This window comes from Micromonospora sp., assembly GCF_048594385.1.
GTDB classification, from domain to species: Bacteria; Actinomycetota; Actinomycetes; order Mycobacteriales; family Micromonosporaceae; genus Micromonospora; species Micromonospora wenchangensis.
In genome coordinates, this window is the sequence record NZ_JBMDWU010000216.1 from 1 (window position 1) to 11,568 (window position 11,568).

Consider the following 11,568-nt stretch of genomic DNA (forward strand, 5'->3'; position numbering starts at 1 on the left):
GCCCCCTCCGCCCTGCCTCGCCCCGATGATCAAGAGGTTTGCGTCATTCTGAAGATCAAACTTGACGCAAACCTCTTGATCACCGAGGCGGGCGCGGGGCGGGGCGGGCAGGGCGGAGGGGGCGGGGGAGGCGACGGGGCTGGGGCGGGTGGCGGGGGTGGGAGGGGCGGGTCAGAGGTCCAGGAGGAGGGTGCGGGGGCCGATGTTGATGCTCTCGACGAGCATGTGGGCGCGGAAGCGGCCCGTCTCGACCGTCGCGCCCCGGGCGCGCAGCGCCTCGACCACGGCGGTGACAAGTGGTTCGGCCACGTCGGCGGGGGCGGCGGCGGTCCAGCTCGGCCGACGGCCCCGGCGGGTGTCGCCGTAGAGGGTGAACTGGCTGACCAGCAGGATCGGGGCGCCGGTGTCGGCGGCACTGCGGTCGTCGTCGAGGATGCGCAGCTCGTGCACCTTGCGGGCCATCGTGCGGGCCAGCTCGGGGGTGTCGGTGTGGGTGACCCCGAGCAGCACCAGCAGGCCGTCGGTGATCGCGCCGACCACCTCGCCGTCGACGGTGACGCTGGCCCGGCCGACGGTCTGCACCACCGCCCGCATCAGTCGGTCACCGGCTCGACGATGCCCCGTTCGACCAGGTGCGCCACGATCGGGCCGGCCGCCTCGGCCAGCTCGTCGGTGGTGACGTCGTGCGCGGCGGCGAGCAGGGCGAGCTGGTCGCGCAGCGGCAACCGCCCGTCGCAGCCGCCGACCAGGGCCAGCACCAGCGGGTCGATCTCCTCGCTCCAGCGCAGCCCGTGCGGCATCGTCAGGACCTGCCGGTCCACCGACCAGCCCTCGTCGCCGATGGTCGCCTCCTGCCGCAGTTGCAGCCCCGGGGCGGCCCGGTAGCGGGCGTCGAGCACCCCGTCGGTGCCCCGGGCGCGCAGGAAGTCCTGCCGGTCGAACCAGGCGGCCACCTGGTCGCCGAGGGGGGCCTCGACCCGCTGGCGCAGATCCTCCACCCGGACGGCGGGATCGGTGTGTCCGCCCCGGCGCAGCGAGACGATGCCGAACCCGACCGCCTCGATCTTGTGCGCGTCGAACCAGTCCAGCCAGGCCGCCGCCCGGTGCGGGTCGGCCGCCTCGCCGACGTCGGTCAGCCACAGGTTGACGTACGCCATCGGGTCGGCGACCTCGCGTTGGATCACCCAGGCGTCCAGGCCGGTGCCGGCGAACCAGCCGGTCACCCGTTCCGCCCAGTCCTCCCCGGCGACGTGCACCCAGTTGGCCAGGTACTGCATGGTGCCGCCCTCGGTGAGCAGGCCCGGGGCGGCGGCGGCCAGTTCCGCGCCGATCGCGTCGCCGACCCGGCCGGAGTCCCGGTAGACGTGGGTGGTGGTGCCCGGCCCGACCACGAACGGGGGGTTGCTGACCACCAGGTCGAACCGGCGGCCGGCCACCGGGGCGACCAGGTCGCCGCGGAGCAGTTCCCAGTCCTGCCCGTTGAGGGCGGCGGTGGTGGCGGCGAAGCGCAGCGCCCGCTGCGACACGTCGGTGGCGGTGACCCGCCGGGCCCGGGTCGCCAGGTGCAGGGCCTGCACACCGGAGCCGGTGCCGAGGTCCAGCGCGGTGTCCACCGGGCAGCGGACGGTCGCCCCGATCAGGGTCTGGGTGGCCCCGCCGATGCCGAGCACGTGTTCGCTGGGCAGCGGCCGGCCCGGGCGGGCGCTGGCCGGCACGTCGGCGAGCACCCACCAGTGGTCCCCGTACGGCTCCAGGTCGACCCCGGCGCGTAGCCCGTCGCCGGACGGCTCGACCAGGCCGGCGGCGACGGCCTCGGCGAGGTCGAGCGGGGCGAGCGCGGCGGCGACCGCCGACTCGGGCTCGGTCTGGTCGCAGACGAACACCCGGATCAGGGTGGCCAGCGGGTCCCGCTCCTCGGTGGCGCGCAGCGCGGCCCGGAAGTCGTTGCGGGCGACCCCGCCGGTGGCCTGCGGCCCGAGCCGGCCGGCGATGCCGTTGGCGGTGAAGTCGGCGCTGGTGAGCGCGGTGCGCAGCGCATCGACGCCGGCGGGGGAGAGCAGCATGTCGTAACGGTCCACCTCGTCATCCTGCCTGGCCGGGGGCCGGTGGTGGCGGGCACCCGTTGACTTCCATAACACCAGCTCAATCCCCCGGCCGTTATCTCTGTTACGTACGTCGATGTCTCGTTAGCATTCCCTCCAACATCCGTCGATGGGACGTTCGGACGGCCCCTGCCTGCCCGGACGGACCCGGTAGGGAGTTCAGACGATGTCCGACGTGTCCGTCCCCCGGCGTCGCGCGATCCGCGCGGTCGCCGTCGCGGCCGCCGCCGCGGCCCTCTCCGTCGCCGCGGGCGCCCCCGCCCTCGCCGCCCCCACCGGCCAGATCCGCTACGCCTCCGCCCCGGACGCGATCAGCGGCAGCTACCTGGTCGTGCTGAAGGGCGAGGCCGTCGGCGCCGCCAACAGCCGCACCGCCCGGACCGCCGTGCCGGACCGCGCCGCCAGCCTCACCAAGCGGTACGGCGGCAACGTCGCCGACGTCTACAGCGCCGCGCTCACCGGGTTCAGCGCCAAGATGAGCGCCAGCCAGGCCCGCCGGCTCGCCGCCGACCCGTCGGTGGCCTACGTCGAGCAGGACCGGGTGATGACCGTCCAGGCGACCCAGACCAACCCGCCGTCCTGGGGCCTGGACCGCATCGACCAGCGCAACCTGCCGCTGAACTCCAGCTACACCTACCCGAACACGGCCACCAACGTGCGGGCGTACATCATCGACACCGGCATCCGGACCACCCACACCGACTTCGGCGGCCGGGCCACCTGGGGCACCAACGCGGTCGACTCCAACAACACCGACTGCAACGGCCACGGCACCCACGTCGCGGGCACCGTCGGCGGCACCAAGTACGGGGTGGCCAAGGGCGTGCAGCTGGTCGCGGTGAAGGTGCTCAACTGCCGGGGGCGCGGCAGCACCACCGCCGTGGTCAACGGCATCAACTGGGTGACCGCCAACGCGGTCAAGCCGGCGGTGGCCAACATGAGCCTCGGCGGCGGGGCCAGCACCGCCATCGACAACGCGGTGGCCAGCTCGATCAGCTCGGGCATCACGTACGCGCTGGCGGCCGGCAACTCCAGCGCCGACGCCTGCAGCTCCTCCCCGGCACGGGTCGCCTCGGCGATCACCGTCGGCGCCACCACCAACACCGACGCGCGGGCCTCCTACTCCAACTACGGCACCTGCGTCGACCTGTTCGCGCCGGGCTCGAACATCACCTCGTCCTGGAACACCAACGACACCGCCACCAACTCGATCAGCGGCACCTCGATGGCGTCCCCGCACGTCGCCGGTGCCGCCGCCCTGGTCCTGTCGGCCAACCCCTCGTACACCCCGGCGCAGGTCGCCAGCTCGCTGACCGGCAGCGCCACCCCGAACGTGGTGACCAGCCCCGGCTCGGGCTCGCCGAACCGGCTGCTCTACGTCGTGAACTGACGCCTTCGCGCACCGACGGCCCGGTGGACACCCGTGTCCACCGGGCCGCGCTGTGTCCACCGGGCCGCTTTGCGTCCGGACGCCTCCCGCCCGGCGGGCCGGAGGCGGATGTCGGCCGGGCGGACGGCCGGGACGGGCAGGATGGGGGCATGACGCTCTCGTTGCCCATCGACGGCGAGGCCAACCGGCTGCTGGAGCGCAGCCCACTGGCCCTGCTGACCGGGATGCTGCTCGACCAACAGGTGCCGATGGAGAAGGCGTTCTCCTCGCCGTACGTGCTCGCCCAGCGGCTGGGGCACGACCCGGAGGCCCGGGAGTTGGCCGACTACGACCCGGCGGAGCTGGTCGAGGTCTTCGCCCGGCCACCCGCGCTGCACCGGGTCCCGAAGGCGATGGCCGGCCGGGTGCAGGAGTTGTGCCGGGTGCTGGTCGACCGGTACGCCGGCGACGCCGGCCGGCTCTGGGCGGACGTCGGCGACGGGCGGGAACTGCTGCGCCGCATCGCCGACCTGCCCGGCTTCGGCACCCAGAAGGCGCAGATCTTCGTCGCCCTGCTCGGCAAGCGGTACGACGTGCGCCCCGACGGCTGGCGGGAGGCCGCCGGCGGGTACGGCGACCCGGACACCTTCCGCTCGGTCGCCGACGTCACCGACGCGGAGTCGCTGCGCCGGGTGCGCGAGTACAAGCAGCAGGTGAAGGCGGCGGCGAAGGCGGACAGGGACTGACGCAACCGGAACCGGGTCGGTTCGTTGAGATCCGCGACAGCGGCGACGGGTGGACGATGGCGGACGAGCGGGGGGCGGCGCTGCTGCGCGGCGGGCTGAGCTCACCCCGGACCACCTTCCTGGAGCTCTTCTTCGACCTGGTGTTCGTCTTCGCGTTGACCCGGGTGTCCCAGCGGATCATCGACGACCTGAGCGTCGTCCGTCAGGATCTGCTGGCCGAGATCACCCAGACCCTGGTGATCTTTCTGGCCTTCTGGGCGGTCTGGACGTTCACCGCCTGGGTCACCAGCCGGTACGAGCCGGAGCGTCCGGAGATCCAGTTCGTGGTGGTCTACTCGATGCTGGGCAGCATGGTGATGGCGGTCGCCGCCCCACGGGCCTTCGACAGCCGGGGGCTGGCCTTCGCCCTCGCGTTCGTGGCGGTGCAGGTGGGGCGACCGCTCTTCCTCACGCTGGCGTTGCGGGGGCATCCACGACGCCTGGTCACCGTGCGGGTGGTGGCCTGGGCGGTGATGAGCGCGGTGCCCTGGGTGCTCGGCGCGGTGTTCACCGGGCCGTGGCGGCTGACCTGCTGGTCGTTGGCCGTCGTCGTCGACTACGCCGGGCTGATGTTCGGCTGGCCGGTGCCCCGGCTCGGCGCGACCCGCACCTCCACCTGGGCGGTGCTGGGGGAGCACCTGGCCGAGCGTTACCAGCAGTTCTTCCTGATCGCCCTCGGCGAGAACATCCTCATCATCGGGCTGTCCTTCAGCGGGTACAGCTTCTCCGGGGCCAGCTCGGGGGCCTTCCTGCTGTCCTTCGTCACCACCGTGCTGCTCTGGCGGATCTATTTCCACCGGGCGGGTCACCTGCTCACCGAGGCGATCCGGGTGGCCGACCGGCCCGGCCGGCTGGGGGAGTCGGTGAGCTGGACCCACCTGGTGATCGTCGCCGGGGTGCTGGCCACGGCCGTCGGCTACGAGCTGGCGATCGTGCACCCGTACCAGCGCACCGAACCGTCCTGGGCGGTCTTCATGATGGGCGGCCCGGCGGTCTTCCTGGTCGCCCGCGCCCGCTTCGAGTACGAGATCTTCGGGCGGGTCTCCCGGTCCCGGGTCGTCGGGGTGCTCGCCCTGGCCGCGCTGGTGCCCGTCGTGACCCGGACGGCGACCGTGGTGGCACTGGCCGCAGCGGCCGCCGTGCTGGCGGCGATCACCGTCGCCGACTACCGCCGGGCGTATGGGCAGGCCCCGGAGCAGCCCCACCCGGCCCTGTGAGCCGGGCCGGTCAGGCGGCGGTGGGGCGGGACAGCGAGGCGAGCGCCCGGCGTACGTCGGCGAGCGAGACGGTGGCCGAATCGTCCAGGTCGGCCAGGCCGGCCTCGATCCACTGCCGCATCAGGGTGGTGACGCCGATGCCGCGCGCCTCGGCCGCCGCCCGGACCCGGTCGTAGGTGTCCATCGGCAGGCGTACCGAACGGCTGACCATCGGTACGTCGGTGTCGGGGGCGGGCAGTTCCACCGGCTGACTGTCGTCGATCAGCTCGGCGAACGTGTCGTCGCCGCCGTGGAATCGCTTGATGGCCTCGTCACGGTTCATCGCCGTCGCCTCCTCTATCGGCGCGTTCTCCGCACGGTCTCGTCGTAGCGCTTGGCCTCGACGTCGCTCAGGTCGCGGGCGGAGAGGACGTCCCAGTCGTGGTCGGTGCCGTCGGCCTCGGCGAGCAGGACGGCCAGCCGCCGGCCGCGACCGCTCGCCGCGTAGACGACCGTCAGGTCCTCGCCGAGGTGCCGGATCACCCGGCGGGTGCTGTGCAGCGCCTCCCAGACTTCCCCGGGGGTGACGTCGTAGACCCGCAGGTTGGCCAACGCCTCCTCGGTGAAGCTGAACCGGCTGCCCACCGCCGGAGCGTACCACGGACGTAACACGATTCCGGTATGCGTCGATTTTCGCTGATCAAGGTGATGCGGTGACAGGATGGTGGGTAATCCCCTCAGGAGGTCCATGGTGAAGCGTCAGGCGTACCAGCCGATTCTGATCACCGACGCCTCGCGCAGCCAGGACGACCAGCTCACCAGCCGACAGAAGCGGTACGTGCTGATGATGGGCATCCGGGTGGCCTGCGTGATCGCCGGAGCGGTACTGGTCGGCACGAAGGCCCCGCTGCTCTGGCTCTGGCTGCCCCTGGTGGCGCTGGGCATGATCCTCATCCCCTGGCTGGCGGTGCTGCTCGCCAACGACCGGCCGCCCAAGGAGGAACACCGGCTGGCCACGAGGTTCCAGCCCCGGCACCGCGACGAGACCCCGCCGATGAGCCTCACCGCCGAGGAACGCCCGCACCGGATCATCGACGCCGAACCCTGACGGGGCCGGCCGGTGCGGGCGTGGCCGGCACCGTTACCCGCCGGTCGCCTCCGGCCGGGCACCCACCATCGAGACCGCCAGGGCGCCCAGGTCGGCGGCCCGGGTCAACGCGGCCCTCGGGGTCGCGCCGGTGGTCCAGGCGGTGAGCAGGCCGGCCGCGAAGGCGTCCCCCGCCCCGGTGACGTCCACCACGGCGACCCGCAACGACGGCGTCACCCCGACGGTGGCCCGCCGGTCCACCCAGATCGCGCCCGCCCCGCCCCGCTTGACCACCACCCGACGGGCCGCCGCCGACAACGCCCGTGCCTGGGCCGCCGGATCCAACCCGCCGGCCAGCACCCCCGCCTCGTCCGCATTGACCAGCAGCAGGTCGACGTCGCGTACCCAGGACAGGAAGGCCGCCGCACCGATGCGCCGCAGCGGCGCGGCGGAGGCGGCGTCGACGCTGGTGGTCAGCCCACGCTCGCGGGCGGCGGCCAACGCGCGCAGTCCGGCCGGTCGCGACCCGGCGTCCAGCAGGCAGTACGCGGACAGGTGCAGGTGGGTGGCGTCGGGCAGCGCCGCCAGGGCCCGGTCCACATGATCGGCGGTCAGCCGCAGGTTCGCCCCCCGCTCGGTGACCATGGTCCGCTCGTCGGCGGTGGCCAGCACGATCACCGTTCCCGTGGTGGCCTGCGGGTGCACCTCGACCGCGCAGTCCACCCCCGCCCGTTGCAGCTCGGCCACCCGGTCCCGGCCGGCGCTGTCGTCGCCGACCGCCCCGACCAGCGTCACCGGCGCGTGCTGGGCGGCGATCCAGGCGGCGGTGTTGGCCGCCTGCCCGCCGCCGGTGACCTTGATGGTCGCCGGGGTGTCCGAGCCGGTGGCCAGCGCTCCGGCCAGCACGGCGACCACGTCGGTGATCAGGTCGCCGACCACCACGATCCGACCGGGAGCGGTCATGCGGCGGCGCGTCCGGCCGCCGCGACCGCGATCCGGGCGGCCAGGTCGGCGTTGCGCAGGATGATCCGGACGTTGACCGCCAGGCTGGCGCCCTCGGTGGCCGAGTGGAAGTAGGCCAGCAGGAAGGGGGTGACCGCCTTGCCGGTGACGCCCTCGCGGCCCAACCGGGCCAGACCCTCGGCGAGGGTGCGGTCGTGCAGCGCCGGGTCGAGCTGCTCGTCGACCGGGAGCGGGTTGGCCACGATCAGGCCGCCGCCGTGCACCCCGTGCTGCTCGCGGGCGGCGAGCACCGCGGCGACCTGCTCGGGGGAGTCCACCGACCAGTCCAGGTCGAACCCGGACTCGGTCAGGTAGAAGCCGGGGAAACGCCGGGTACGGTAGCCGACCACCCCGACGCCGAGGGTCTCCAGCCGCTCCAGGGTCGCCCCGACGTCGAGGATCGACTTGACCCCGGCGCAGACCACCGTGATCGGGGTACGCGCCAGGGTGACCAGGTCGGCCGACTCGTCGAAGGTCTGCGCGGCCTCCCGGTGCACCCCGCCCAGTCCACCGGTGGCGAAGACGCCGATCCCCACGGCGGCGGCCACCGCGCTGGTGGCGGCCCCGGTGGTGGCCCCGTCGGCACCGGTGGCGGCGGCCACGGCGAGGTCGCGGACGGAGAGCTTCGCCACCGGATCGACGGTGGCGAGCCGGGTCAGCTCGGCGTCGCCGAGGCCGACGACGAGTTCGCCGGCGATCATGCCGATGGTGGCCGGGACGGCCCCGGCGTCGCGTACCGTCTGCTCGATCTGCCGGGCGACCCGCAGGTTGTCCGGTCGGGGCAGACCGTGCGAGACGATCGTGCTCTCCAGGGCGACGACGGGACGGCCGTCACGCAGGGCTTCGTCGACCTCGGTACCGGGCCGGATGTGAAAGGTGGTCACGTCAGCTACCGTAACTGGCCGCCGTCGGGGTGGGCTGCGGTGGACCGGACCCGGCCGACCTGCCAAACTTGTGCAGTTGGAGGTGTGACTGTGAGTACCGAGGTTCTTGAGCGTCCCGAGTTGAAGGACGCCGACACGGGTCCCGAGATGTTCCATTACGTACGCAAAGAGAAGATCGCCGAGAGTGCCGTGATGGGCACCTACGTGGTGGCGCTCTGCGGCGAGACCTTCCCGGTGACCAAGGCCGCCAAGCCCGGCTCGCCGGTCTGCCCGAAGTGCAAGGAGATCTACGACTCGTACCGCGAGTGATCCGGGCGGTCCGCCGGACCGCCCCCGTAACCTTCGGCGGTGTGACCACCTCCACCGCCCTGCTCCTGGCCGACCTGACCGGGGTGGCCGTCTTCGCCGCCTCCGGCGCCTCGGCGGCGGTGGCGAAGCGGCTCGACCTGTTCGGCGTCGTCTTCGTCGGGTTCGTCGCCGCGCTGGGTGGTGGGATCTTCCGCGACCTGGTCATCGACGAGGTCCCGCCGCTCGCCTTCGCCGACTGGCGCTACGCCGCCACCGCCGCGGTCACCGCCAGCGCCGTGTTCTGGCTGCACCCGCAGCTCGCCCGGCTGCGCACCACCGTGCTGGTGCTCGACGCCGCCGGGCTCGGCCTGTTCACCGTCACCGGCACGCTCAAGGCGCTCGACGCCCGGGTGCCGGCGGTCGGCGCGGTGGTGATCGGCATGCTCACCGCGATCGGCGGCGGGCTGGGCCGGGACCTGCTCACCGCCGAGATCCCGGTGGTGCTGCGCCGGGAGATCTACGCCGTCGCCGCACTCGCCGGCTCGATCATGGTGGTGCTGCTGTCGGCGCTGGGATACGCCGGAGCGGGCGGGCTGACCGCGGCGGCGCTGCTGGTCTTCGTGCTGCGCCTGGTGGCGCTGCGGCGACGGTGGTCGGCGCCGGTGGCGACGATGCGTCCGCCGGAGACCGGCCTCGGTCGTCCACCCCGCTGACCGGCGGCGGGACCGGTCGGCGTGGTGTCGGCTGGGGTTGCCGGGCCCGGCTGGTTATGCTGGGCCGGCCTTCGCGGCATGCTCTGCGCGGAGGCGTTTTCATGGGCGGCGGTACCGTGGCCCTCGGCCCGGATCCGCCTCGTGCGGTCGGAGAGGAGCCTCGGGTGGCACCCCGGTTGCCGGCGTTGGAGACGTTCCCGCCCCTGCGCGCCTGGCAGCGCAAGGCGATGGTGGAGTACCTGCGCCGTCGTACCGAAGACTTCACCGCGGTCGCCACCCCCGGTGCCGGCAAGACCACCTTCGCCCTGCGGATCGCCGCCGAGCTGCTGGTCGACGGCTCCATCGAGGCGGTCACCGTGGTCGCCCCGACCGAGCACCTGAAGACCCAGTGGGCGCAGGCCGCCGCCCGGGTCGGCATCCAGCTCGACTCCGCGTTCCGCAACGCCGACCTGCACTCCGCCGCCGACTTCCACGGCGCGGTCGTCACCTACGCCCAGGTCGGGATGGCCCCCCAGGTGCACCGGCGGCGCACCATGACCCGCCGCACCCTGGTCATCCTCGACGAGATCCACCACGCCGGGGACTCCCGGTCCTGGGGCGACGGGGTCAAGAACGCCTTCGAACCCGCGGTACGCCGGCTGATGCTCACCGGTACGCCGTTCCGCTCCGACGACAACCCGATCCCGTTCGTCACCTACGAGCGCGGCGGCGACGGGCTGCTGCGGTCCCGCGCCGACTCGGTCTACGGCTACTCCGACGCGCTGCGCGACGGCGTCGTGCGCCCGGTGCTGTTCCTGGCGTACTCGGGGGAGACCCGCTGGCGTACCAACGCCGGGGACGAGTTGGCGGCGCGGCTCGGCGAGCCGATGACCCAGGACCTGATCGCCCAGGCCTGGCGGACCGCACTCGACCCGGCCGGGGACTGGATGCCGCAGGTGCTGCGGGCGGCCGACGCCCGGCTGACCGTGCTGCGCAACGCCGGGATGGCCGACGCCGGTGGCCTGATCATCGCCAGCGACCAGCAGAACGCCCGCTCGTACGCGAAGCTGATCGAACAGGTCACCGGGGAGAAGGCCACCGTGGTCCTCTCCGACGACCAGGGCGCGTCCGCCCGGATCGCGACGTTCGCGGCGTCCGAGCAGCGGTGGCTGGTGGCGGTCCGGATGGTCTCCGAGGGCGTGGACATCCCCCGGCTGGCGGTCGGGGTGTACGCCACCAGCGCCAGCACCCCGCTGTACTTCGCGCAGGCCATCGGCCGGTTCGTCCGGGCCCGCCGCCCCGGCGAGACCGCCTCGGTGTTCGTGCCGAGCGTGCCGCACCTGCTCGGCCTGGCCAGCGAGATGGAGGCCGAGCGGGACCACGTGCTCGGCAAGCCCAAGGACCGCGAGGGCTTCGACGACGACCTGCTGGAGCGCGCCCAGCGCGACGAGCAGGCCAGCGGCGAGCTGGAGAAGCGGTTCACCGCGCTGTCCGCGACCGCCGAACTGGACCAGGTGATCTTCGACGGGGCGTCCTTCGGCACCGCCGCCCAGGCCGGCACCCCGGAGGAGGAGGAGTACCTGGGGCTGCCCGGTCTGCTCACCGCCGACCAGGTGTCGCTGCTGTTGACCAAACGGCAGGCCGACCAGCTCGCCGCGCAGCGGCGTCGGGCGGCCGTCCAGGCCGCTGAGCCGGCCGCTGCGGCCCCGGCGGCGCCCGCCGTACCTCTGAGTGCCGCCCAGCGTCGGGTGGCGCTACGGCGTCAACTGAACGCTCTGGTGGCCGCCCGGCACCACCGTACGGGCCTGCCCCACGGCAAGATCCACGCCGAGCTGCGCCGACTCTGCGGTGGCCCGCCCAGCGCCCAGGCGACCATCGAACAGCTCGAAGAACGCATAGCCACCGTCCAGACCCTCTGACGGCCCCCGTTCCCTCCCGCCCTCCCGTCCGTTCTCCCCGCCCCCGGATCCCCGGCTTTTGCCGGTGATCAAGAGGTTCGGGTCGGAAATCGGTGGGATGGTGACGCGAACCTCTTGATCACCGGTCCGGTGGCGGGAGAAGCCGGGGGCGGGGAGGGGTGGGTGCAGCCGGGAACGGCCGGGGGGGGGGGCGCCGGTGGGGGCTCCCCCCCGCCGCCTGGCGGGATGGGTGAGGGGCCTGTTG

General features: G+C 73.3%; 13 protein-coding genes. 7 read left to right on the top strand and 6 right to left on the bottom strand.

Annotated elements, in window-relative coordinates; all coding sequences use genetic code 11:
- Window positions 1-171: 171 nt before the first annotated feature.
- Together dtd and ACOJTC_RS11700 are read right to left on the bottom strand one after the other, a co-directional pair.
- The gene (gene dtd, locus ACOJTC_RS11695; protein ID WP_420116864.1) at window positions 172-594 is read right to left on the bottom strand and encodes a D-aminoacyl-tRNA deacylase; all 423 of its coding nucleotides are present in this window, start codon (window positions 592-594) and stop codon (window positions 172-174) included.
- Window positions 594-2,078: a DUF7059 domain-containing protein gene (locus ACOJTC_RS11700; RefSeq protein WP_420116865.1), complete on the bottom strand. Its 1,485-nt coding sequence runs from the start codon at window positions 2,076-2,078 to the stop codon at window positions 594-596. The genes dtd and ACOJTC_RS11700 overlap by 1 nt, the downstream gene beginning before the upstream one ends.
- Before the next feature lie 190 nt (window positions 2,079-2,268).
- On the opposite strand from ACOJTC_RS11700, the gene ACOJTC_RS11705 reads away from it, so the two are divergent.
- The 3 genes from ACOJTC_RS11705 (at window position 2,269) to ACOJTC_RS11715 (ending at window position 5,473) form a co-directional block, all read left to right on the top strand.
- Window positions 2,269-3,492: a S8 family peptidase gene (locus ACOJTC_RS11705; RefSeq protein WP_420116866.1), complete on the top strand. Its 1,224-nt coding sequence runs from the start codon at window positions 2,269-2,271 to the stop codon at window positions 3,490-3,492.
- 149 nt (window positions 3,493-3,641) lie between these two features.
- Window positions 3,642-4,217, top strand: coding sequence for an HhH-GPD-type base excision DNA repair protein (locus ACOJTC_RS11710; RefSeq protein WP_420116867.1), 576 nt, complete (start codon window positions 3,642-3,644; stop codon window positions 4,215-4,217).
- A gap of 56 nt (window positions 4,218-4,273) precedes the next feature.
- On the top strand, window positions 4,274-5,473 hold the full coding sequence (locus tag ACOJTC_RS11715; protein ID WP_420116868.1) for a low temperature requirement protein A: 1,200 nt from the start codon (window positions 4,274-4,276) through the stop codon (window positions 5,471-5,473).
- A gap of 10 nt (window positions 5,474-5,483) precedes the next feature.
- On the opposite strand, the gene ACOJTC_RS11720 is transcribed toward ACOJTC_RS11715, so the two are convergent.
- A complete protein-coding gene (locus ACOJTC_RS11720) occupies window positions 5,484-5,795 on the bottom strand; it encodes a hypothetical protein (RefSeq protein ID WP_204923970.1) in 312 nt (103 codons plus the stop codon).
- A 14-nt stretch (window positions 5,796-5,809) separates the two neighbouring features.
- Window positions 5,810-6,097, bottom strand: a complete 288-nt coding sequence (locus ACOJTC_RS11725; protein WP_281899565.1) for a hypothetical protein — start codon at window positions 6,095-6,097, stop codon at window positions 5,810-5,812.
- Window positions 6,098-6,200: 103 nt separating this feature from the next.
- Here ACOJTC_RS11725 and ACOJTC_RS11730 point away from each other — a divergent pair, with 103 nt between their 5' ends.
- Window positions 6,201-6,560, top strand: coding sequence for a DUF3099 domain-containing protein (locus ACOJTC_RS11730; protein WP_194821888.1), 360 nt, complete (start codon window positions 6,201-6,203; stop codon window positions 6,558-6,560).
- 33 nt (window positions 6,561-6,593) lie between these two features.
- Here ACOJTC_RS11730 and ACOJTC_RS11735 read toward each other — a convergent pair whose 3' ends face one another.
- Together ACOJTC_RS11735 and ACOJTC_RS11740 are read right to left on the bottom strand one after the other, a co-directional pair.
- Complete coding sequence (locus tag ACOJTC_RS11735) at window positions 6,594-7,502, bottom strand: carbohydrate kinase family protein (protein WP_420116869.1); 909 nt, start codon at window positions 7,500-7,502, stop codon at window positions 6,594-6,596.
- On the bottom strand, window positions 7,499-8,425 hold the full coding sequence (locus ACOJTC_RS11740; RefSeq protein WP_420116870.1) for a pseudouridine-5'-phosphate glycosidase: 927 nt from the start codon (window positions 8,423-8,425) through the stop codon (window positions 7,499-7,501). The genes ACOJTC_RS11735 and ACOJTC_RS11740 overlap by 4 nt, the downstream gene beginning before the upstream one ends.
- 84 nt (window positions 8,426-8,509) lie before the next feature.
- Between ACOJTC_RS11740 and ACOJTC_RS11745 the strand changes: the two genes are divergently transcribed.
- From ACOJTC_RS11745 to ACOJTC_RS11755, 3 genes are all read left to right on the top strand, one after another.
- Window positions 8,510-8,734, top strand: coding sequence for a DUF3039 domain-containing protein (locus tag ACOJTC_RS11745; protein WP_176739083.1), 225 nt, complete (start codon window positions 8,510-8,512; stop codon window positions 8,732-8,734).
- 41 nt (window positions 8,735-8,775) lie between these two features.
- The gene (locus ACOJTC_RS11750; RefSeq protein ID WP_363656439.1) at window positions 8,776-9,426 is read left to right on the top strand and encodes a trimeric intracellular cation channel family protein; all 651 of its coding nucleotides are present in this window, start codon (window positions 8,776-8,778) and stop codon (window positions 9,424-9,426) included.
- A 164-nt stretch (window positions 9,427-9,590) separates the two neighbouring features.
- Window positions 9,591-11,324: a DEAD/DEAH box helicase gene (locus ACOJTC_RS11755; RefSeq protein ID WP_420116871.1), complete on the top strand. Its 1,734-nt coding sequence runs from the start codon at window positions 9,591-9,593 to the stop codon at window positions 11,322-11,324.
- Window positions 11,325-11,568 lie beyond the last annotated feature (244 nt).